Annotated in this window: 18 protein-coding genes, 1 tRNA gene, 1 other RNA gene and 2 pseudogenes; 12 read left to right on the top strand and 10 right to left on the bottom strand. The window is 68.2% G+C overall.

Features of this window, described 5'->3' with window-relative positions; genetic code table 11:
• Positions 1–14 precede the first annotated feature (14 nt).
• The 6 genes from ACH442_RS37680 to ACH442_RS37655 all read left to right on the top strand — a co-directional run bounded on the left by ACH442_RS37680 (position 15) and on the right by ACH442_RS37655 (position 4,800).
• Positions 15–809: a hypothetical protein gene (locus ACH442_RS37680; protein ID WP_396342883.1), complete on the top strand. Its 795-nt coding sequence runs from the start codon at positions 15–17 to the stop codon at positions 807–809.
• Between the two features lie 179 nt (positions 810–988).
• On the top strand, positions 989–2,713 hold the full coding sequence (gene leuA / locus ACH442_RS37675; RefSeq protein WP_396342882.1) for a 2-isopropylmalate synthase: 1,725 nt from the start codon (positions 989–991) through the stop codon (positions 2,711–2,713).
• A 109-nt stretch (positions 2,714–2,822) separates the two neighbouring features.
• On the top strand, positions 2,823–3,458 hold the full coding sequence (locus ACH442_RS37670) for an HNH endonuclease family protein (RefSeq protein ID WP_396342952.1): 636 nt from the start codon (positions 2,823–2,825) through the stop codon (positions 3,456–3,458).
• Positions 3,458–3,886, top strand: a complete 429-nt coding sequence (locus ACH442_RS37665; protein ID WP_396342881.1) for a hypothetical protein — start codon at positions 3,458–3,460, stop codon at positions 3,884–3,886. Before ACH442_RS37670 ends, ACH442_RS37665 begins: the two co-directional genes overlap by 1 nt.
• Before the next feature lie 24 nt (positions 3,887–3,910).
• Positions 3,911–4,387, top strand: a complete 477-nt coding sequence (locus ACH442_RS37660; protein WP_396342880.1) for a glycoside hydrolase family 20 zincin-like fold domain-containing protein — start codon at positions 3,911–3,913, stop codon at positions 4,385–4,387.
• A 47-nt stretch (positions 4,388–4,434) separates the two neighbouring features.
• Entirely contained in the window at positions 4,435–4,800 is a 366-nt protein-coding gene (locus ACH442_RS37655; protein WP_396342879.1) for a family 20 glycosylhydrolase, read from the top strand.
• 224 nt (positions 4,801–5,024) lie between these two features.
• Here ACH442_RS37655 and ACH442_RS37650 read toward each other — a convergent pair whose 3' ends face one another.
• From ACH442_RS37650 to ffs, 9 genes are all read right to left on the bottom strand, one after another.
• Positions 5,025–6,062 carry an ABC transporter ATP-binding protein gene (locus ACH442_RS37650; RefSeq protein WP_396342878.1) on the bottom strand — a complete coding sequence of 346 codons (1,038 nt, stop codon included), beginning with the start codon at positions 6,060–6,062 and terminating at the stop codon, positions 5,025–5,027.
• A gap of 19 nt (positions 6,063–6,081) precedes the next feature.
• Complete coding sequence (locus tag ACH442_RS37645) at positions 6,082–7,104, bottom strand: ABC transporter ATP-binding protein (protein WP_396342877.1); 1,023 nt, start codon at positions 7,102–7,104, stop codon at positions 6,082–6,084.
• Positions 7,105–7,115: 11 nt separating this feature from the next.
• Positions 7,116–8,117 (bottom strand): ABC transporter permease, encoded by a 1,002-nt coding sequence (locus ACH442_RS37640; protein WP_396342876.1) that lies wholly within the window; start codon positions 8,115–8,117, stop codon positions 7,116–7,118.
• A gap of 103 nt (positions 8,118–8,220) precedes the next feature.
• Positions 8,221–10,005, bottom strand: a complete 1,785-nt coding sequence (locus ACH442_RS37635; RefSeq protein ID WP_396342875.1) for an ABC transporter substrate-binding protein — start codon at positions 10,003–10,005, stop codon at positions 8,221–8,223.
• A 75-nt stretch (positions 10,006–10,080) separates the two neighbouring features.
• Positions 10,081–11,088 carry an ABC transporter permease gene (locus ACH442_RS37630; protein WP_396342874.1) on the bottom strand — a complete coding sequence of 336 codons (1,008 nt, stop codon included), beginning with the start codon at positions 11,086–11,088 and terminating at the stop codon, positions 10,081–10,083.
• Between the two features lie 419 nt (positions 11,089–11,507).
• Positions 11,508–12,101, bottom strand: coding sequence for a recombination mediator RecR (gene recR / locus ACH442_RS37625; RefSeq protein WP_396342873.1), 594 nt, complete (start codon positions 12,099–12,101; stop codon positions 11,508–11,510).
• A gap of 4 nt (positions 12,102–12,105) precedes the next feature.
• Positions 12,106–12,405 carry a YbaB/EbfC family nucleoid-associated protein gene (locus ACH442_RS37620; protein WP_396342950.1) on the bottom strand — a complete coding sequence of 100 codons (300 nt, stop codon included), beginning with the start codon at positions 12,403–12,405 and terminating at the stop codon, positions 12,106–12,108.
• 424 nt (positions 12,406–12,829) lie between these two features.
• Positions 12,830–16,294 (bottom strand): DNA polymerase III subunit gamma and tau, encoded by a 3,465-nt coding sequence (locus tag ACH442_RS37615; RefSeq protein WP_396342872.1) that lies wholly within the window; start codon positions 16,292–16,294, stop codon positions 12,830–12,832.
• 92 nt (positions 16,295–16,386) lie between these two features.
• An RNA gene (ffs, locus tag ACH442_RS37610) (signal recognition particle sRNA small type) lies at positions 16,387–16,482 on the bottom strand.
• Between the two features lie 82 nt (positions 16,483–16,564).
• On the opposite strand from ffs, the gene ACH442_RS37605 reads away from it, so the two are divergent.
• The 5 genes and pseudogenes from ACH442_RS37605 to ACH442_RS37585 form a co-directional block, all read left to right on the top strand.
• Positions 16,565–16,652: transfer RNA gene (locus ACH442_RS37605), tRNA-Ser, on the top strand.
• A 242-nt stretch (positions 16,653–16,894) separates the two neighbouring features.
• On the top strand, positions 16,895–17,239 hold the full coding sequence (locus ACH442_RS37600; RefSeq protein ID WP_396342871.1) for a hypothetical protein: 345 nt from the start codon (positions 16,895–16,897) through the stop codon (positions 17,237–17,239).
• Complete coding sequence (locus ACH442_RS37595; RefSeq protein WP_396342870.1) at positions 17,236–18,867, top strand: alpha/beta hydrolase; 1,632 nt, start codon at positions 17,236–17,238, stop codon at positions 18,865–18,867. The genes ACH442_RS37600 and ACH442_RS37595 overlap by 4 nt, the downstream gene beginning before the upstream one ends.
• Positions 18,868–18,947: 80 nt before the next feature.
• The gene (locus ACH442_RS37590; RefSeq protein WP_396342869.1) at positions 18,948–19,337 is read left to right on the top strand and encodes a hypothetical protein; all 390 of its coding nucleotides are present in this window, start codon (positions 18,948–18,950) and stop codon (positions 19,335–19,337) included.
• Between the two features lie 60 nt (positions 19,338–19,397).
• Positions 19,398–19,718: pseudogene (locus ACH442_RS37585) on the top strand (transposase family protein); the annotation flags it as partial.
• Positions 19,719–19,726: 8 nt separating this feature from the next.
• Here ACH442_RS37585 and ACH442_RS37580 read toward each other — a convergent pair.
• Entirely contained in the window at positions 19,727–20,956 is a 1,230-nt protein-coding gene (locus tag ACH442_RS37580) for an IS110 family transposase (RefSeq protein WP_396342868.1), read from the bottom strand.
• 332 nt (positions 20,957–21,288) lie between these two features.
• On the opposite strand from ACH442_RS37580, the pseudogene ACH442_RS37575 reads away from it, so the two are divergent.
• Positions 21,289–21,540, top strand: a pseudogene (locus ACH442_RS37575) (transposase family protein); the annotation flags it as partial.
• Positions 21,541–21,636 lie beyond the last annotated feature (96 nt).

Raw genomic sequence — 21,636 nt, 5'->3', positions numbered from 1 at the left:
GCGAGAATGTCTCGGTGCGCCTTCCCTCCGGTTCCGGTCGTGGCCTGTCCGCACTGACCGCCGTCGCGCTGGCCCTGGGCCTGGCCGGCTGCGGCGGTGACGACGCGCCCGCCGCCACCCCGACCGTGTCCGCCTCGGCGTCGGCGACCGCCGGCGGGAGCCCGGACGCCCGCGTCCAGTTCGCCGGCCTGGCCGCACTCGCGATGGACCGCCGTTACGCCGCGCTCTACTCGTTCACCGGCGGCGACGGCGTGGCCCGCAACGTGGTGGCCACGGTCGCCAACGACGGCACCTGGCGGGTCGACATCGCGAACGGCGCGCTCGGCGGGGCCGCCGACGTCTCGATCGTGCACAACGCGAACGGCGTCTACCAGTGCATGCTGTCGATGACCGGCGCCCCGGTCACGCCCGCCTGCGTGCACGTGACGGCCAAGGGCGAGAAGGTGCCGAGCCAGTTCGACCCGAAGGTGCAGCGACTGTTCCGGCAGTGGCTGCCGGTCTTCACCGACCGGAACTCGGCGCTGGCGGTCTCCGCGGTCCAGCCGCTGGCCGGCGCCTCCGGCAGCTGTTACTCGGTGGACTCGATCACCGCGTCGCTGGACGCCCCGGTCGACGTCGGCGTCTACTGCTACTCCACGGACGGCCTGCTGACCGCGGCCCGGGTCGGGTTCGGCGTGCTCAAGCTGGTCCGGCAGGTCGCCGCCCCGGCCACCGTGCAGTTCCCCGGCCCGGAGGTGGGCGGCGAGGCGATGGGCATGGGCGGGGCTGATCCGGCCGCGGTGCCGTCCGTCGCCACCAGCGGGGGGTGAATCCCACCATCCGGTCGTTCGGATGGCCGCCCCGAAGTGGATCACGTAACGTGGGTTCCGACATGTGGCAGGTGAACCTCCTCCTTCTCTGCCGCGACGGGGCCTCATTCCAGGCCGGCACCTCGTCGCGGTGGTGACGCGCGCCGCCTGCTCGTCTTCTTCCTGACTGGAGCAGTCACATGTCCACGTTCGAGAACACCCAGCGCAGCAGCTCGATGCCCTTCCAGCGCTACGAGGCGTACCAGAAGCAATTCTCGATCTCCCTGCCCGAGCGCCAGTGGCCCGGCCGCGTCGTCGAGACCGCTCCCCGCTGGTGCGCGGTCGACCTGCGCGACGGCAACCAGGCCCTGATCGACCCGATGTCCCCGGAACGCAAGCGGCGGATGTTCATGCTGCTGGTGAAGATGGGCTACAAGGAGATCGAGGTCGGGTTCCCGGCGGCCAGCCAGACCGACTTCGACTTCGTCCGCCAGCTGATCGAGCAGGACCTGATCCCGGACGACGTCACCATCCAGGTGCTGGTGCAGTGCCGCGAGCACCTGATCGACCGGACCTTCGAGTCGATCCGCGGCGCCAAGCGCGCCATCGTGCACTTCTACAACTCGACCTCGGTGCTGCAGCGCCGGGTGGTCTTCGGCCTGGACAAGGACGGGATCACCGACATCGCGACCCAGGGTGCGCGGCTCTGCCAGAAGTATGCGGAGATCCACACCCCGGACACCGAGATCTTCTACGAGTACTCGCCGGAGTCCTACACCGGAACCGAGCTGGAGTACGCACTGGAGATCTGCTCCGCCGTGATCGACGTCATCGACCCGACGCCGGCCCGGCCGCTGATCATCAACCTGCCGGCCACCGTCGAAATGGCCACCCCGAACGTGTACGCCGACTCGATCGAGTGGATGCACCGGAACCTGCCCCGCCGCGACAGCGTCATCCTGAGCCTGCACCCGCACAACGACCGCGGCACCGCGGTGGCCGCCGCCGAGCTGGGCCTGCTGGCCGGGGCCGACCGGATCGAGGGCTGCCTGTTCGGCAACGGCGAGCGCACCGGCAACGTCGACCTGGTCACGCTGGGGCTGAACCTGTTCTCCCAGGGCATCGACCCGCAGGTCGACTTCTCCCAGATCGACGAGATCAAGCGCACCGTGGAGTACTGCAACCAGCTGCCGGTGCACGAGCGCCACCCCTACGCGGGCGATCTGGTCTACACCGCGTTCTCCGGCTCCCACCAGGACGCGATCAAGAAGGGCTTCGCCGCGCTGCAGGCCGACGCGGACGCGGCCGGCACCGACATCGACTCCTTCACCTGGGGCGTGCCCTACCTGCCGGTTGATCCGAAGGATCTGGGCCGGACGTACGAGGCGGTCATCCGGGTCAACTCGCAGTCCGGCAAGGGCGGCGTGGCGTACATCATGAAGGAGGAGCACAAGCTCGACATGCCGCGGCGGCTGCAGATCGAGTTCTCCGGCGTGGTGCAGCACCACACCGACGAGGAGGGCGGCGAGGTCTCCCCGCAGCAGATGTGGGACATCTTCGCCCAGGAGTACCTGGTCGAGCACCAGCTGGGCAGCGCCTTCAAGATCGAGGCGTACAGCACCGCCACCGTGGACGGCAAGGTCGAGATCGACGTCGAGGTGATCCACCGCGGGCAGCGGCGGCCGCTGGTCGGCGTCGGCAACGGCCCGATCGACGCGTTCACGCAGGCCGTCGAGCCGCTGGGGATCAAGGCCCGGGTCCTGGACTACCAGGAGCACGCGCTGACCTCCGGCGGTGACGCGCAGGCCGCGGCGTACGTGGAGGTCGAGGTCGGGGACCGCTCGTTCTGGGGCGTGGGCATCGACGCCAACATCGTCAGCGCGTCGATCAAGGCTGTCACCAGCGCGATCAACCGCGCCCGCTGAGAGGTAACAAACTCACTCCCCCGCGTGCTGCCAGGAGGCGACACGCGGGGGACGGCTTTACGCTGAGCGGGTGCCTCCACGTAACGCTGCTCGCTGGTTCCTTCCGTTTCTGATCACCGTCTCCCTCACCGCCGGCTGCGAGACCGTCGACGCCGGCGACCCCGGTACCGGGTCGACGAACGGCTCCGGCTCCACGTCCGGCTCGTCCTCCGGCTCCTCGAAGGACGCCGAGGCGTCGCTCGGCAAGCTGACCGTGGTCGCCAAGACCGGGTCGATGTCCGGCTACAGCCGGGAGAAGTTCCCGCATTGGAAAAGCACCGGCAAGAACTGCGACGTCCGTGACTCGGTGCTGGAGCGCGACGGCACCAAGGTGAAGAAGTCCGGCTGCAACGTGGTCGCCGGGACCTGGAAGAGCATCTACGACGACAAGACGCTGACCGCGCCCTCCCAGGTGGACATCGACCACATGGTGCCGCTGGCCAACGCGTGGCGCTCGGGCGCCGACAAATGGACCACCGACCAGCGCGAGGGCTTCGCCAACGACCTGGACCGCCCGCAGCTGGTGGCGGTCTCGGCCGGCTCGAACCGGTCGAAGGGCGACCAGGACCCGTCGACGTGGAAGCCGCCGGCCAAGGACGAGTGGTGCGCCTACGCCACGGACTGGGTAACGGTGAAGAGCTACTACAAGCTGACCGTGACCCAGAAGGAGAAAGACGCCTTGAAGGAGATGCTGGGGACCTGCTGATGACCGATTCTGAACAGAGCGCGCCCGCGGCCCCGAAAGCCGAAGCCCCGAAAGCCGAAGCTCCGAAAGCCGAGCCGGCCCCGAAAGCCGAGCCGGCCCCGAAAGCCGAGCCGGCCCCGAAAGCCGAGGCTCCGAAAGCCGAGCCGGCTCCGGCAGCGGCGCCCGCCCCGAAGGCTGAGCCGGCCGGCCAGAGCACCGACATCGTGCCCGGTCCGGGCGGCGTGATGACCGACGAGGTCGGCGTCGTCACGGGCGATCTGACCCTGCGCAGCGAACTCGCCGGGAAGGACCTCACCCTGAGGGTGCAGTACAAGGACGCCGAGGAGTGGTACACCGTCACCGGCGGCAAGACCACCCTCGCCGACCCCGCCGACCTGGACGCGGTGCACGCCATCGCGGTAGGACTGCTGAACCGCCCCGAAGGTTGATCGACACTCGTAGTCTGCCGAGGCGTGCAGACTCGAAGGCTGTTCCGGTTGGTCGTCGCGGCGGCGGTGGTGCTGGCCGCGACGACCGGATCGGCGGCTCATCGGCCTCCACCGGAGATGACGCCGGGTAGTGTCATCCCGGCGCCGGCCGAGGTCGTACCGTCGCATGCGGAGCCTTTCCGGCTCACCGTGATCACGGCGTCCGGCGCCGCGGTCCCCGTCGCGGATCAAGTCGCCGCCGCGCTTCGCCCCGCCACCGGTTTCCTGCTCCCGGTGCAGCTGAGCGGCGCGGGCGCCGTCGACCTGCGGATCAACGAAGTCGCCGACCCGTGGCTGGGCGACGAGGGCTATCGCCTGGAGATCCGGACCGAGGGCGTGGCGCTGCGCGCCAACGAGGCCGCCGGTCTCTTCGCCGGCTTCCAGACCCTGCGGCAGCTGCTTCCCCGGCCGTCGAGGCGAGCACGGTACGTCATGAGGACTGGACCATCCCGACCGGCGTGATCCGCGACCGGCCGCGGTTCGCCTGCCGCGGGGCAGCGAAAGTGATCATGTCACCGGCCGATCGGACGTACCTGGACATGCAGTACGACCTGCTGACCCCGGGCGGGCTGCACCGGGCGCGGCCCATCGACCTGCCGACCGCGTACGACTGGGACCCGGCGACCTGGGCGCACGGCGTCCCGCCGGAGGCGGTGCTGGCAGTGGAGGCGCCGCTCTGGTCGGAGACGCTGCGCGACTACGGGGAGGTGGAGTTCAGCGCGTTCCCGCGGATGGCGGCGATCGCCGAGCTGGGCTGGTCACCACGATCGGCCCACGACTGGATCTCGTTCCGGGACCGGCTGGGCCTCTACGGCCGGCAGTGGGCTCGGCGAGGCGTGCACTTCTACCGGGCGCCCGAGGTCAGGTGGTCCTGACTCCGGGCGCGCGGCTCAGAGGCGTGTCCTGAGGGCCGGCCGACTCTCACCAGCGCGACACAAAAAGCGTGTCCTGAAGGCCGGCCGACTCCCCCCAGCCCGACACAAAAAGCGTGTCCTGAAGGCCGGCCGACTCTCACGAGCGCGGCTCAGGGCCCTGCTTCGAGAGTCGGCCGGCTTCCCGAGCGCGGCTCATGACGTACCGAATAATCGGTTCTGGATCTTTAAGCCGGAGTGGCGGCCGGGGTGCGGCCCGCGACGGCCTCGTCGTTGACCACCGGGAAGTGGCAGGCGGTCAGGTGCGACGCCGGGTCGTCGAGCCGCGTGACCAGCGGCGGCTCCTCGGTCGCGCAGATGTCCTGCGCCTTCCAGCAGCGGGTGCGGAAGCGGCAGCCGGACGGCGGGTTGATCGGGCTCGGCACGTCGCCGGTGAGCAGCACGCGGTTGCGCTGCGCACGGTCGCGACGGACCGGGTCCGGCACCGGGACGGCCGACATCAGCGCCACCGTGTACGGGTGCCGCGGATTCTTGTAGAGGTCGTCGCGGTTGGCGATCTCCATGACCTTGCCCAGGTACATCACGGCGACGCGGTCGGAGATGTGCCTGACCACCGACAGGTCGTGCGCGATGAAGACGTAGGTGAGGTCGAACTCCTTCTGCAGGTCCTCCAGCAGGTTGACGACCTGCGCCTGGATCGACACGTCGAGCGCGGAGACCGGCTCGTCGGCGATGATCAGTTTCGGCCGCAGGGCGAGCGCCCGGGCGATGCCGATGCGCTGCCGCTGGCCGCCGGAGAACTCGTGCGGGTACCGGTTGTAGTGCTCCGGGTTGAGGCCCACCAGCTCCAGCAGCTCCTGCACGGCCTTCTTCAGGCCTTGCGGGGTGGGGATGTCCTGGATCTGCAGCGGCGCGGAGATGATCGTGCCGATGGTGTGCCGCGGGTTCAGCGACGAGTACGGGTCCTGGAAGATCATCTGGACGTCGCGCCGCATCGGCCGCATCTGGGCGACCGTCTTGTGGCTGATGTCCTCACCCTCGAAGACGATCTTGCCGCCGGTCGGCTCCAGGATCCGGGTGAAGAGCCGCCCGGCCGTCGACTTGCCGCAGCCGGACTCGCCGACCAGGCCCAGCGTCTCGCCGGCCTGCACGGTCAAGTCGATGCCGTCCACCGCGCGGACCGCGCCGACCTGGCGCTTGAACAGCCCCTTCGTGATCGGGAAGTGCTTCTGCAGCCCGGTCACCTCGAGCAGGTTCTCGCTCATCGTTCTCTCTCTTCCCCGCTCAGAGGTTCGGTGCTACTTCTTCCTTGAACAACCTGTCCCGCTCCTCGGCCGGCAGGTGACAGGCGACCGAGTGGACACCACCGGTCAGCACCGGCGTCTCGGTGAACGACCGGTTGCCGTTGCGGCCCGCGTACGGGCAGCGCGGGTGGAAGGCGCAGCCGGAGGGCAGGTTGATCAGGCTGGGCGGCGAGCCCTTGACCGGGATGAGCCGGTCGCGCACCTCCCGGTCCAGGCGTGGCATCGATCCGAGCAGACCCCAGGTGTACGGGTGCTGCGGCCGCTGGAACAGGTCGATCGTCGGGCCCTTCTCGATCACCTTGCCGCCGTACATCACCAGGACGTCGTCGGCGAGCTCGGCCACCACGCCGAGGTCGTGGGTGATCATGATGACCGCGGAGCCGAACTCCTCCTGCAGGTCCCGGATCAGGTCCAGGATCTGCGCCTGCACGGTCACGTCCAGAGCCGTGGTCGGCTCGTCCGCGATCAGCAGTTTCGGGTCGTTGACCAGCGCCATCGCGATCATCGCGCGCTGGCGCATACCGCCCGAGAACTGGTGGGCGTAGTCGTTGAAGCGGCGCGCCGGCTGCGGGATGCCGACCCGGGCGAGCATGTCGATCGCCCGCTCACGGGCCACCTTCTTGTTCACCCCGGGGTGGTGCACCCGGTACGCCTCGACGATCTGCGACCCGACCGTGAAGTACGGGTGCATCGCGCTCAGCGGGTCCTGGAAGATCATCGACATCTTGCCGCCGCGCAGCCCGCGCACGTCGGCGTCGGACGCGCTGACCAGTTCCTGGTCGTCGAGCCAGATCTCGCCGGTGACCTTGGCGTTGCTGCGGGTCCGGTGCAGGCCGAGCAACGCCAGCGAGGTGACGCTCTTGCCCGAGCCGGACTCGCCGACGATGCCGAGCGTCTTGCCGGCCTCCAGGGAGAACGTCGAGCCGGTGACCGCCTGCACGATGCCGTCGTCGGTCTCGAACCGGACGTTGAGATCCTTGACCTCGAGGAATGGGCGTGACATTCGCTCTCCCCTCAGCCCAGCCGCACGCGCGGGTCGATGGCGCTGTAAACCAGATCGACGATCAGGTTCGCGATGACGATGAAGAACGCGGCGAGCAGCGTGACGCCCAGGATCACCGGCAGGTCGTTGCCCTTGATCGCGGCGTACGCCTGGTAGCCGAGGCCGCGCAGGTTGAAGACGTTCTCGGTGAGCAGGGCACCGCCGAGCAGCACACCCAGGTCGAGACCGAAGACGGTGACGATCGGGGTGAGGCCGGAGCGCAGCGCGTGCTTGCCGATCACCGTCCGCTCCCGCAGGCCCTTGGCCCGGGCGGTACGGATGTAGTCCTCACCCAGCGTCTCCAGCATGTTCGCCCGGGTCAGCCGGGCATAGGTGGCCGCGAAGAGGAACGCCAGGGTGATCCAGGGCAGCAGCAACTGGATGAACCACTCGCCCGGGTTTTCCACGAACGGCACGTAACTACCCTCAGGGATCCAGCCCAGCCAGTACACGAAGATCTGTTTGGACAACAGACCGGTGAAGTAGATCGGCAGCGAGACGCCCAGCAGGGCGAGCGTCATCACGAATCGATCGGATAACGTCCCCTTTCTCAGCGCCGAGATGACACCGGCGAGAACGCCGCCGAGCAACCAGAGAATGGCGGCGCCGATCGCCAGGTTCAACGTCACCGGTAGCGAGTCGAACAGGAGCGGGGTGACTTCCTGCTCGGTCTTGAAGGAGTATCCGAGGCAGGGAGCGTCGCAATGCTGGACGTCCGGGCCGTTCGCGTAGTCGCGGCCGGCCACGATGCCCTTCAGGAATTTGCCGTACTGCACCAGGATCGGGTCGTTGAGGCCCATCTTCGTGCGGATGCCCTCGAGCGCGACGGAGTCGGCCTGCTTGCCGATGTAGAGCAACGCCGGGTCGCTGCCGGTGAGCTTCGGAACCATGAAGAAGATGCCGAAGGTCACGAGCGTGACCACGAGCAGCGTGAGGACGGCGTTGATCAGCCGCCGGATGAGATAAGCCACCACGTCGTTCGGCCGAACGACGGGCGGACGCCGGAGTCAACCGGCGCCCGCCCGCCGCGGGCGGCCTTCACCAACCCTTCGAATTACCCGATGCGATCAGGACTGGTTACTTGCCGTCGCTGACGCCGAGGGCCTGGAAGTCGACCATGCCGAAAGCGTCGTGGATGTAGACGTTCGTCAGCCGCGGGTTGCGGTAGTTGAGCGCCTTGTCGACCACGAACGGCAGGTAGTACGCGCCCTCCATGGTCTTGTGGTTGATCTGCGAGTAGAGGTCCGCCGCCTTGGTGGCGTCGGTCTCGGCCGCGGCCTGGTCGAACAGGGCGTCGATCGCCGGGTCCTTGATCAGCGGCAGGTTGTAGTTGCCGTTCTTCAGGATGAAGCGGCTGTCGACCAGCGGCTGCAGGTAACCCGAACCGGTCGGGTAGTCGGCGCCCCAGCCGGCGATCTCGATGCCGTAGCCCTTGGCCTTGACGTTGTCCGGCGAACCGATGACGGATGCGATGTTGCCACCGTCGTACTGCTCGATCGCGGCGTTGATGCCGACGGCCTTCAGAGCGGCCTGCAGCGCCTCGGCGCTCTTGACCTCGGCCGGCTTGTTGTTACGAACGGCGATCTTGGTGTCGAAGCCGTTCGGCTTGCCACACGCGGTCAGGGCCTCCTTGGCCTTGTCCACCTGCGGCTTGCCCTGGAGCCGGTTGAACGGGTCGTACTTGGTGTCCGAGCCCGCGATGTTCGGCGGCAGCATGCTGGTGCCGATGTCGCCACCGGCGATCGGGCCGCCACGCGCGGTCTGCAGCGAGGTCGGGTCGGAGGCGTAGATGACCGCCTTGCGGCAGTCGACGTTGTCGAACGGCGCGACGTTGGTGCTCAGCGCGGCGTACCGGATGAAGCCGGTGGTCGGGGTGTCCGCGTTCGCCTTCAGGGTCGGGTCCTGGAGGATCTTGGTCCGCGCGGCGGCCTGCACACCGGTCTGGCCGACGTCGAGGTCCGCGGTGCCCGCGATGAGCTGCGAGTCCATGTCCTCGGCGTTGGTGGTGACGGTCAGCTTGATCTGATCCGGCAGCGCCTTGCGGATGGTGTCCGTGGAGGCGTCCCAGTTCGGGTTGCGCACCCAAGCTGCGCCCTTACCGGGCTGGATGCTGCCTTCCTTGAACATGTACGGGCCGGAGGAGGCCGGCGCCGCGTTGTACTTCGCGCCGGTGTCCCGCTTCTGCGGCACCGGGCCCGCGCCCGGCATCGCCAGCAGGTACATGAAGTCCGACTGCGCCTTCTTCAGCTTGAAGATGATCGTCGAGTCGTCCGGCGTCTCGACCGACTTCAAGCCCAGCTTGTTCGGGTCGGTGTCCTTGTACGGACCCTTGTAACCCTGGCCCTGGTCGAGAATGTCGATCAGGTAGACCGGACCGCCGGAGAGCACGTCCTGCGCGAAGATGCGCTCGATGCCGTACTTGATGTCCTTCGACGTGATCGGCGTGCCGTCGTCGAACTTGACGCCGCTCTTCAGCTTGAAGGTGTAGGTCAGCTTGTCCGCGCTGATCTCCGGCATGGCCGAGGCCAGGTCGGGCTGGAGCTCCAGACCCGGCTTCTCCGGCGCTGACGCGTAGTCGACGAGCTTGCGGGTGTAGAGCCGGTTCAGGTTCCAGACGAACGCGTAGTAGCCACGCGCCGGGTCCCAGTAGTCCGCATCCTGCGCGGACATCAGGTTCAGCGTGCCGCCCTTGGTCGTCGACGGGTTGACGACGCTGGTGATAGCGGCGTTGTAGGCGGACTTGCCGTTGCCCGAGCCACTGGTCTTGTTGTCGTTGCCCTTGGAACCGCCACAAGCGGCGGTCGTGAGGCCGAGCGCGAGCGCGACGCCGGCCGCCGCTATCGCCCTAGTCTTCCTTGACACCTGTACTCCTACCTCCTCGAACAGCGGAACCGAGCCGGTCCGCGAAACATGCGATGTTCCAGTCACCGCTGAAGATCAGCGGGCCTTCGGGTCAAGCGCGTCACGCAGGCCGTCACCGAAGAGGTTGAAGGCCAGCACGGTAATGAAGATCATTACGCCCGGAACGATCATGTACATCGGATCGATCTGGTAGAACCGCACGGCATCCGAGAGCATGCCGCCCCACGACGGGTTGGGTGGCGGGATACCGACGCCGAGGAAGCTCAACGCCGCCTCGTTCAGGATGTTCGTCGGGATGATCAACGTGGTGTAAACCAGGATCGGCGCAGCCAGGTTGGGCAACAGTTCCCGGGTCAGGATCCGGGGCGAGCGTGCACCCATGCTCCGGGCCGCTTCGACGAACTCACGCTCACGCAGCGACAGCGTCTGCCCGCGCACGATCCGGCCGATGTACGGCCAGCCGAAGAAGCCGATCACACAGACCAGGACGGCCACCCGCGACCATCGTGGGTTCAGGCCGAGGAACTGGTACGGCAGGACCGAGACGAGCGCGATCGAGAAGAGCAGCTGCGGGAAGGCGAGCAGGAAGTCCATGACCCGGCTGATCACCGTGTCGACCCAGCCACCGAGGAAGCCGGACATGAGACCGAAGATCACGCCGAGGATGGTGGAGAGGAAGGCGGAGAGGAAGGCGACCGTCAGCGAGGTCTGCGCGCCGTAGAGGATCCGGCTGAAGACGTCGCGGCCGGATTCCGGCTCGACACCGAAGAGGAAGTCCTTGCTGATACCACCCCAGCCGCGGACCGGAGTTCCGAAAGTCGCGTCGATCTGGTCGTTGTGGTACTCGTCGATCGGATGACCGAGCCACTTGGTGAGCAACGGCGCAAGGATCGCAACCACAATCAGGAAGATGACGACGCAGGCGCCACCGAGGGCCACCTTGTCCCTCTTCAGGCGGCGCCAAGCGATCTGCTTCAGCGAGCGGCCGGCAATTGCCTTTTCGGCGGGCCCCCGCACTTCAGCCGCGTCGGCCGTCGGTGCCGACTGCTCGTCGGTGACCGACGCTTCTGGGCCAAGCGACATCTGTTTCGCCGGTCCTCTCCCGGCCACCACGCAGCAGCAGAGAGTCCACGGCCTTCAGGCGCGTGGCACGGAAGCTCCCACGGCCCGGAGACGATGGCCCACGCTGCGAGCGGTAAACCGATCGGTTATCGCATGCCTCGAGTGCCGGCCCTCGTCGCGTCCGGCCCAGATCGGGCCGGGGCCACGAGGGCACCTGACGACGGGTGTGGCCGCCATCGAGAGGAACATTCACCTAGTGCGGTGCTCGGGTCAAGCTCACCGACCGCACGCGGATGCTTCCGTGTCTCCCTCGTGATGTCACCGTGACCTAGACGCCGAACAAACGGAAGGTACCGCGTAAGGGGCTCGCAAGTAGCCAATCCGGGCCAAACTGCTTGCATCGCGTTACGTCGGCGTTACCACATGTAAATTTTGGATATTTAAATCGCCCTACGGCCCTCGAAAGCCCGACCGAGGGTGATTTCGTCCGCGTATTCCAGATCACCGCCGACCGGCAGCCCACTCGCCAGCCGGGTCACCGCGATCCCCATCGGTTTCACCAGCAGCGCCAAATAGGTCGCCGTCGCCTCACCCTCCGTGTTCGGGTCGGTCGCCAGGATCAGCTCCTTGACCTCCCCGGTCCCCAGACGGATCAGCAACTCGCGGATCTTCAGGTTGTCCGGCCCGACGCCCTCCAACGGGTTGATCGCCCCGCCGAGCACGTGATACCTCCCGCGGAACTCGCCGGTCCGCTCGATCGCGACGACATCCTTCGGCTCCTCGACCACGCACAACACCTCATTGGTGCGGCGCGTGTCCCGGCAGACCCGGCACTGCTCCGACTCGGCCACGTTGAAACAGGTGGTGCAGAACCGCACCAGCTCCTTCACCTTACGCAGCGCCGAAGCCAGCCGATTCACATCGGCCGGATCGGCCGACAGGACGTGGAACGCGATGCGCTGAGCCGACTTCGGGCCGACGCCCGGCAGCCGGCCCAGCTCATCGATCAGGTCCTGAATGGCACCCTCATACACGAGATCAGAACCCCGGCAGGGAGAGGCCGCCGGTCGCCGGACCCATCTTCTGCTCGGTCAGCTCACGCTGCGCCTCAGCCGCGTTGTGGATCGCGGCGAGCACCAGATCCTCCAGCGTCTCGACGTCATCCGCGTCGACCGCCTTCGGGTCGATCTTCACGGCCTTGAACTCGCCCAGCCCGGTCACCGTGACCGTCACCAGACCCCCGCCGGCAGTCCCGGTCAGCTCGGCCTCGGCCAGCTCGGCCTGCGCCTGGGCGACCTGCTGCTGCATCTTCTGCGCCTGCTTCATCAGCTGCTGCATGTTCGGCTGTGCACCGGGGCGCATCGCATTGCTCCTCAAGTAGTCGCTCACTCCTGCTGGACGACCGCCGTCAATTCCCGCACGGCCATCCGGTCAACCGCCGCCAGCGTAGCCGCCGCGCCCTCAGAACCCGGTCAGCGCATGCTCACGCCACGGTCCGCCGCCGGCCTCCGGCTGCGGCATGGTCACTCTTCTAGCTTTCCTTGTACGCCGTGAGCCGCCCCCGCCCAACCGGAAGAGCCCCGGCGGCAAAAGCGCAAGCCGCGCCCCCAGCCCCGCCCGCCGAGCCAGAGCCCCGCGGGGACGCCGCGACCGCCTCTCACCCTCGGCCGCTTCCGAACCCCTCGGCGCCCACACCCGCGGCCGCCGCCCCCGCACGACAGCCCCTCGAACCGGGGCTGCATCCACCATGCGACCGGCTCCGCTACACCTCGCCGATCTTCTCGGCCCCGAAGGCGTCCCGCAGCAGCTGGAAAGCCTGCTCCTCGCTGCTCTGACGAGCCGTCTTCTCGTCGATCACCTCGTCGAGCGGCTCATCGCCCGGATCGAAGCCCTCGAAGCCCGCAGCGCTGGGCGGACCGTCGTACTCCGGGTCATACGGCGCCTCCCCGATCGGAGTCCCATCCGACCAGGCCGAACCGCCACCAGCAGCCCCCGGAGCCGGAGCCGCGGCGGTGCGCCCGACAGCCCCCTTGGCAGCGTTGGCCGCCGCCGCCCGGGCGGCGGCCAGGCCACTGTTGGGGCTCGCGTTCCCGCCACGAGCCGCAGCAGCCCGAGCCGCCTCCATCGCAGCCGAACGAGCCGGAACCGCCGGAGCAGCAGGCGCGGCCGAAGCAGCAGGGGCCGCCTCCATCGCAGCCGAACGAGCCGGAGCAGCAGGCGCGGCCGAAGCAGCAGGGGCCGCCGGAGGAGCCGGAGCTCCTGCCGCAGCAGCCGGTGCCGCAGGAGCTGCCACCGCAGGAGCCGCTGGTGCGACGGGAGCAATCGGCGCAGCGGTCGCAACGGGTGCGATCGGAGCAGCCGCCATCGGCGACTCGCCAGACCCTCCTGAGCCGGCCGGCCCGGCCGGGAAGTCCGCTGACGGCAGGTTCGCGGCGGGCACAACAGCCTCCGGTGACCTGTCCGGGGTGACCGAGCCCGGCGAGAGTGCCCGCCCGCCGAACGACGGCTCGACGGCATCGCTGCCGTCAGAAACGGCCTCCGGCGGCGCAGCAGCCCCCGTGGTGTCCGCGCCCCAATAGGCGGCCGCCTGGGTGGGCTGACTCTCGGTACTACCCGGAACGGGCCGGGCCAGGGAACCCGGCTTCACCGGCTCCGGCCACCCGTCGTCCGCCACGACCGGCGCCGGACGCGGCGCGACCGAACCCGGGCGAACCGGTTCCGGCCAATCCGTGTCCCCAGCGGCGGTGACCGGCTGACTCGAACCGCCCGGACCCGCGTTCGCCCCGGACGAGCGAGACTCGATGTCGCCACCGGCACTCGCCGGCTGACCGGGATTGACCGGCCGCCCGGCAGTGCTGTCCCGCCCAGCCGGCGACCCCGTGAAGTTCCCACCGGGCGACGGAGCGTCCGGCGTGGGCGAAGACGCCGTGGCGGAAGTGACCGGAGCGGCCGAGGCCGGCCAGTCGTCGTCGGAGTCAGTGGCGGCCGGACGCTGCGGCCGGGACGGACGGGACTCCGTGCGGCCGGTGTTCCGCTCGGGCGCGGCCGAAGCCGGCGCCGCGGGACGACCGGCCGGCATCCGCCGAGCCGCCGACTGGTCCGCGGCGGGCGGCCGGCTGCGCGGCGCGGCGTTGCGGGACGGCGCCTCCGCACTCCCGTCACCGACCTCGCAGCGGATCTGCCAGCGCCCGCCCAGCTCGTTGGCGAACTCGGTGGTGATCAGATCGGTGTAGGTGAGGAACCGCTCCGCATACCTCGGGGTCGGCGCCAGGAAGAGAACCGTGTCGCCGTCGACGCCGTGCAGGCCGATGCCACTGTTCTGCATCACCTTGATCGTGCTGTCCTTGGCCCCGAACGCCTGCCACACCGTCCGGACCCGGGGCAGCCCCGGCTGCGGGCGCGTCGGCGCGGTCAGCTCCGGATCGGCCGGGGGCTCGTCGTCCCACGGCGGCTCGTCGTCGTAGTACTCCCCCGCCGGACCGTCGGCGACCCGATTCCAGTCCACCTCGGGAACCGCCCCGGAAGCATCCTCGGCAGCCGGAGCATTGGCGGAGACGACCGGCTCAGCCGCGACCGGATCTGCGGAAGCCGGCTCGGACACAACCGGTGGCGCGGAGACCGGCGCCGACACGGCGGAAACCGGTTCGGAAACGGCCGGGACCGCAGAAACGGGCTCGGACGCGGTCGGCGGCCCGGAGACCGGTTCCACCGCGACCGACGGCGCAGAAACAGCTTCAGAAGAGCCGGAAGGAGCCGAGACCGGTTCAAGCCCGGCAGAAGCCGCCGCGTCGGAAGCCGGCGCAGCCGGAGGGGCGGACACCGGCGCGACAACCCCAGCAGCGGCCGGGGCGCCGGCCACGGGCGCCGGCGAAACCGGTCGCGCCGGACCGGACCGCCCACGGGCAGCCGCCGCGGCCGCGGCACGAGCAGCGGCGAGCCCACCACCACCCGGCCCACCGGGAACCGGCCCGTCCTCCAGGGCCGGCTCCGACAACGCCTGCAGGGAAGCGGGCGACGCGGCGGGGGCGACGGGCGGCGGAGCGTCAGCCAACCCGCGTACGGCGGAAATCGGCCCTTGTTTTTCCAGACGCTCCAACCGCTGCAGCAGCGCGCCGGTCGAATCGTCGGCGCCGGGCAGCAGCATCCGGGCGGTGATCAGCTCCAGCAGCAGGCGGGGCGCGGTCGTGCCACGCATCTCGACCAGGCCGTTGTGCACGATGTCGGCGCAGCGGGACAGGGTCGCCGCGCCGAGCCGCCCGGCCTGCCCGCGCATCGCATCCAGTTGGTCGGCCGGGCCGTCGATCAGGCCTTTGGTCACCGCATCCGGCACCTGCTGCAGGACGATCAGGTCGCGAAGGCGTTCGAGCAGGTCGGACGCGTAGCGCCGGGGGTCGTGGCCGGCCTCGGCGACCCGGTCGATGGTCTGGTAGGCGGCGGCGCCGTCCCCGTCGGCCAGGGCGTCGCACATCTCGTCGATCAGGGCCACGTCGGTGACGCCGAGCAGGGAGACGGCCCGTGCGTAACTCACCCCGTCGGGCCCGGCGCCGGCGATCAGCTGGTCGAGGACCGACAGCGTGTCCCGCGCGCTGCCGCCGCCGGCCCGGACGACCAGCGGGAAGACCGCCGGGTCGACGGTGACGCCCTCGGCCTCGGTGAGCTGCTGCAGGTAGGGCCGCAGGGTCGCGGGCGGGATCAGCCGGAACGGGTAATGATGGGTTCGCGAGCGGATGGTGCCGAGCACCTTGTCGGGCTCGGTCGTCGCGAAGATGAACTTCACGTATTCCGGCGGCTCTTCGACGAGCTTGAGCAGCGCGTTGAAGCCCGCCGACGAGACCATGTGCGCCTCGTCGATCACGTAGATCTTGTAGCGGCTGTTGGCCGGGGCGAAGAACGCCTTCTCCCGCAGCTCACGGGCGTCGTCGACACCACCGTGGCTGGCCGCGTCGATCTCGATCACGTCGATCGAGCCGGCACCGTCGTTGGCCAGCGACTTGCAGGACGCACAGACGCCGCACGGCTCCGGAGTGGGACCCTGCTCACAGTTGAGCGAGCGGGCCAGGATGCGCGCGCTGGACGTCTTGCCGCAGCCGCGTGGCCCGGAGAAGAGATAAGCGTGGTTCAGCCGGCCGCTGCGCAACGCCTGCGACAGCGGCTCGGTCACGTGCTCCTGACCGATGACCTCGGCGAACGTGCGAGGACGGTACTTCCGGTAGAGGGCGAGAGCCACTCCTGCCACCTCCTGAACGACCGCGCCATTCTCCGTCGAGGGTGTGACAAGAACAAACGACATGCCCCGGTCGTGCATGCCAGCAGGAGAAACGAAAGGACCCCCCGTGCACCCGCCAGAGCCCGCTTATCCTTGCTGCCTTCCGGCCCTGGGGAGGTTCACAGGATGACGCCGCACGAGGGGCTGACCATCACACTACCCGGCCCGGCGAAACCCGGAACGCCCGCCCCCCGCGCAACGGGGTCGGCGAAACCCGCTACTCTGGCGCACGGAGGATTCGCCTAGAGGCCTAGGGCGCACGCTTGGAAAGCGTGTTGGGTTCACACCCTCACGAGTTCGAATCTCGTATCCTCCGCCAGCCCTAGCAGGGCAGACGCGAGCAGGCCGGACCTAGAGGTCCGGCCTTTCGTGTATCTCCGTCTCAGCTTCCGTCTCACCTTCCGTCTCACTGCGACGATCCGGCCCGTTCGACGCTGCCGACGGATCCGTCCGCCACGACCCTCTCCACTGCTCCGCGCGCCGTCCTCGATGCCTGACCGAACCGAGATGGCGCATGAAACGTAATCTCTGTACACGTGCCTAGTACGGGGAGTTACGGGGATGTATCCGCACCTGGAGATCGATGTCGAGGGCTTGGTCCGTACGGGGACCCAGGTACAAGACTCGTCTACGGCGGTCAGTGACGCCATCGCCAAGGAGAGCGGCTGGTTGACGGCCGCGAGCGCCGCCGCGCCCTGGGCCGCGGTGACAACCATCGCGGAGCGAGCGGACGGTTGGTCTGCGTACCTACGAGAACTGGCTGAGCGGATCCGTCTGCACGGTGCCGGGATGGTCGGTGCTGCCATCGACTACCAGACCACAGATCAAGAGTCTGCTGATTCCATCACTGCCACCTTCCCCACTCCGCGTGCACATCACGGGCCGCATCAGGGGTACGCCGAATGAGTGAGATCACCCTGCAGCAGGTCGCCGAGACAAATGCGGCCAGTTTCTCCTCGGCCGCTGACGCGTGGAGTCGGGTCGCCTCAAACCTCGACGCCGGCTTGGAGAAGTACATCGCCGCCGGCCAGTACCTACCGGCTGTTTGGCCGACCGGAACCGCGGCAGAGGAGCGATTCGCAGCGTTACGGACGGAGTTGAGCAACACCTACGAGCCGTGCCGGAAGATCAGCAGCGCCCTGCGCACGCACGCCGACACGGTGCTCAGCCTGCAAGGCATGCTCTCCGACATCCAAAGCGAGTGCGCAGCAGCCGGACTCGCCGTGGACCTGGCTACGGGAACCGTCTCGTCGAAGAATCACCTGACGGATGCCACGGAGGCAGCCCAGGTCGCCGGACTCGTCCAGAGCTACAACGGGCAGCTGAACGAGCTGCTGACCCGGGCCAGAGACTTGGACCGGGAGACGGCCGAGGCGCTGGGGCAGTTGCCACCGCCAAAGCCCGGCTCCGGAAAAACCGGCCCGAAGATCGCCAAGGAAGATCTGGCTGCCCTTGCAGGCAAGAATCCGGCCCAGGTACGGGACTGGTGGAACAGCTTGACCCGCGACCAGCAGGACCAGGCGATTCATGACTTCCCTCGGGACATCGGCTGGCTCGATGGGGTACCTGCCGTAGACCGAGACAAAGCCAATCGCTTCGGGCTGGATCTGGAGAAGCAAAGCCTGAACGATCGGCTGGCGGCTGCGGACTCGTGGTACGAGCGGCAGGAAGTTCTACACGAACTGGGGCGAGTGGAGACGATTGAGAAGGGTCTACAGAAGCTAGGACCACGTGGCCTTCTGCTCGGGTTCGACACCTCGGCATACTCCGGCGACGGCAAGCTTGTCGTTGCTCTGGGCAACCCGGACACCGCACGTCACACCGGCGTCTGGGTGCCCGGTCTGAGCACGACCCTGGATAGCACCAGCGGCAATATCGAACGAATCATGAAAATGAACAACGCGGCTGACGCGCTGACCCGTGAATCCTCGGGTGACGTCTCCACCGTGTACTGGCTCGGCTACGACGCCCCAGATCTGGACAACGCCTCCGTCTTCGAGAACGAGCGGTCGATGGCGGGCCGCGATCCTTATCTCGACTTCATGCAGGGCCTGCGGGCCACCCATGAGACCGACGGCGGACACCTGGTGGCCATGGGCCACTCCTACGGTTCGACGGTCGTGGGCGAGGCTGCCAAGACTCACCAGCTACCGGTCGACGACATCGTCGTGGCCGGCAGCCCCGGCATGCACGTCGACTCGGCGAGCGATCTGATGGTCGACCCGAAGCATGTATGGGCCGGCGCCTCCGCCAGCGACCCCGTCGCCCACTCCGGTGCGTGGCTGGATTCGAATTCTGACCTGGTGGACAGCTCACCGCTGAAGGAGTTCGCCGAGACCACCGCCGACGATCTGCACGGCGTGGCGCCCGACACCCCGAGCTTCGGCGCCAACAGTTGGAAGGCGGACACTCACGGGCACACCCACTACTGGGACGACAACAGCGAAAGCCTGCAGAACCAGTCACGGGTTCTGGCCGGCGTCTACAACAAGGTCACGCTCAACAACGGCACTCCCCCGGAGAACTGGCGATGACTGCTCGAAGGAAGATCCGCGCGGTGGCGGCATGCATGGCCGCCGCGGCACTGGCCCTGTCCGCCTGCTCAGGAGACGACGTGGAAACCAAATCCGAGGCCGACGTGAACGCCGTGGTGCAGCAGCACGCGGAGCAGATCGCCAAGGTCGCCGGGCAACCGCTGGAGAACCCCAAGCTGCAGGCCGGCCCGTGCACCGGCAAGCTCGGAGAAGACAGCGACACCATCTACTCCGTCCAAGGGGTCTACAACCTCGCGCCCCCCGCCGGCGAAACGCACCTGGCCGTGATCCGCAAGGTCCACGAAGACTGGAAGTCCAAGGGCTACACGATCACCGACGACCGCACCGTCGGCACCGACGACGGTGTCGTGGCCGCCAAGACGCCAGACGGCTACAAACTCGACATCGAGAAAGCCAACCCGGACGGATTCGCTGTCTTCGTCTACTCCCCCTGCTACGAGCGCCCCTGAGCAGAGGGCCCTTACCAGCCGGTTCACCGGTCTCCCACCGGGCCGCCGGTCGGAAGTCCAGAAGCGATCGCCCTGCTAAGGGCGGCAGTCGATAACCTCGCCAGTGCAATGCGACGCATCCGGCAACTGGCGTACGCGATCCTGGACGGCACCCTTGTCCCGATCGACCGGGTCGCCGACCAGAAGCCGTACTACTCCGGCAACCACCAACGGCACGGCGTCAACGTGCAGGTCATCGCCGACGCGGTCGGCCGTCTCGTCTGGGCCTCGCCGGCGCTGTCCGGATCAACCCACGACCTGACCGTCGCCCGCACCCACGGCATCATCGACGTGCTGACCAGTGCAGACGTCATGACCTTCGCGGACAAGACATCCGATGGGTGTAACTGTCAAGCAGTGATGGCGGCTGCAATCGGGAAGGCTGTCGTTTCTCGGTAGGGCTGTCGTGTTTGCAGGCAGTGGTGTAGGCAGCCGAGGAAGCGGCTGAACAGGTGGCGGAAGGCCGCGGCGTGGCCGTCTCCGGTGGCCCGGCGCCGGTCGTAGTGTGCTCGCGCGCCGGGTGATTGGTTGAGGGCCGATAGTCCCCAGGTGAAGCCGACAGCAGCGAGTCGGTCGTTCTTGATCCGGCGTTGCGAGACGACGAGACTGCGGCCGGAAGCACGGGTCACCGGTGCTGCACCGGCGAAGGCCTTCAGCGATCGCGCGCCGGCGAAGCGGGTACGGTCGTCGCCGATCTCACCGAGCAGCCGGGCCCCGGCCTGGGCGGCGATGCCGGGAAAGCTCGTGATGATGTCGTAGTCCGGGTGCTGCTGAAACGCGGTCTCGACGGCCGCCGACAGGTTTTCGATGCTTTCGCGCTCTGTGGTCAGCGTGGCCAGCAGTCGCAGTGCCTGGATGCCCATCGCCTGCTCGACGAGCGGGTCCTGCCGCAGGTGGGGCCGGCGCAGGATGGCGTGCAGCTCGGCGGCGACCTGGTCGATGTTGCGGGATCGGCCGGCCCGGCGCAGTGCCGCGGCGATGCGGGCCTTGGACAGCGTGAGCGCGGCGGCGGGTGTCGGGGCGAGTTCGAGCAAGGCGCGGGTCAGCGAGGTGGCCAGATTCCCGCTGCGATTGGCGGCGGCTTCCAGCATCGCCGGGTAGTACTCGCGCAGCAGCGACCGCAGCTCGTTGCCGGCTCGAGTGCGCCGCCAGGTCGCGTCCTGGCAGGCGCGGGCGAGGACCGCGATCGAACGGGCGAGTTCGGTGTCGGCAGGCAGCGGGCGGTGCACGTGCAGGTCGGTCCGCAGAATGTTCGCCAGCACGACGGCGTCGGCGTGGTCGGACTTCTTGCCCGACGCCGAGTAACGCTCCCGATAGCGGGCGACGGCCATCGGGTTGATCGGGTAGATCTTGCGACCGGTGGCGCGCAGCGCCGCGACCAGCAGGCCACGCGGCGTCTCGATCGCCACCGGGATCGGGCCGTCGCTGCTGTCGCCGGCGTCGGCCAGCATCGCTAACAGTGTCTGGAATCCTTCGACGGACTCGGTGATACGGGCCTTCGCTGCCAGCGTGCCGTTGTCGTCGACGAGCGCGATGTCGTGGTGCTTCTCGGCCCAGTCGATGCCGCAGAAGACCTTCAATCTTCACCTCCATGCCAGGGTTTGGGCTGTCCTGTGCCCTGATCGGGATCATGCGGCGCCCTAATGGAAAGGCTCGAGGGCCTGACATCCGATGAGCCGTCGTTGATCCCAGCGACCGGCACGGCTCCCCGTCTTATGTCGAGGGCTCCTGGCCCCGGGAGAACCGAGGGATGTTCCGTGCTGGCGGGCTCGAACCACGAACCGATCCAAGCGGACCCGATCAAGCCGAGCGGATCGGGTCCAGACGCAGCTCCCGCCTTGTCATGAGGCGTCAAGCGCCGGGGATACCAAAGGAGTCACCAATAGGACCCGACCCGCTCCGACTCCATTAGGGATATCAAGGTGCCCGCGGCAGCATGCGTACTCCGTTCAAGCGGCGCCGCTTCCGGCCGAAGCTGTCACGCCGGCAGAAGGCGGTCAACCGCGCCCACGCGAAGATCCGCGCCCGCGGTAAAGGCGCGATCGCCACACTCAAGACCTGGAAGATCCTCGTCAAGCTGCGCTGCTGCCCACGCCGGGCCACTGCGATCGTGCAAGCCATCCTCGTCCTGCACCACGTCGAAGCGAACCGCTACGCACGATGAAAAGGGCTCTATGGTTCTGCCTCGTTTAGCACCAGTCACCTAGACTGAGCAACGTGCGTAGGCCTTGCGGGTACTGACCGAAGAGCCGATCTATCA

The organism is Actinoplanes sp. NPDC020271 (genome assembly GCF_044388125.1).
Classification (GTDB): Bacteria; Actinomycetota; Actinomycetes; order Mycobacteriales; family Micromonosporaceae; genus Actinoplanes.
This window is presented reverse-complemented; position numbering and strand designations above follow the sequence as displayed.

Excerpts from the sequence above, each read along its gene's own strand:
- ACH442_RS37620 (WP_396342950.1), bottom strand. The coding sequence starts at position 12,405 with ATGCAGCAGCTGATGAAGCAGGCGCAGAAGATGCAGCAGCAGGTCGCC.
- ACH442_RS37655 (WP_396342879.1), top strand. The coding sequence starts at position 4,435 with ATGTCACCGGCCGATCGGACGTACCTGGACATGCAGTACGACCTGCTG.
- leuA (WP_396342882.1), top strand. The coding sequence starts at position 989 with ATGTCCACGTTCGAGAACACCCAGCGCAGCAGCTCGATGCCCTTCCAG.
- ACH442_RS37645 (WP_396342877.1), bottom strand. The coding sequence starts at position 7,104 with ATGTCACGCCCATTCCTCGAGGTCAAGGATCTCAACGTCCGGTTCGAG.
- ACH442_RS37650 (WP_396342878.1), bottom strand. The coding sequence starts at position 6,062 with ATGAGCGAGAACCTGCTCGAGGTGACCGGGCTGCAGAAGCACTTCCCG.
- ACH442_RS37630 (WP_396342874.1), bottom strand. The coding sequence starts at position 11,088 with ATGTCGCTTGGCCCAGAAGCGTCGGTCACCGACGAGCAGTCGGCACCG.
- ACH442_RS37665 (WP_396342881.1), top strand. The coding sequence starts at position 3,458 with ATGACCGATTCTGAACAGAGCGCGCCCGCGGCCCCGAAAGCCGAAGCC.
- ACH442_RS37595 (WP_396342870.1), top strand. The coding sequence starts at position 17,236 with ATGAGTGAGATCACCCTGCAGCAGGTCGCCGAGACAAATGCGGCCAGT.
- ACH442_RS37600 (WP_396342871.1), top strand. The coding sequence starts at position 16,895 with ATGTATCCGCACCTGGAGATCGATGTCGAGGGCTTGGTCCGTACGGGG.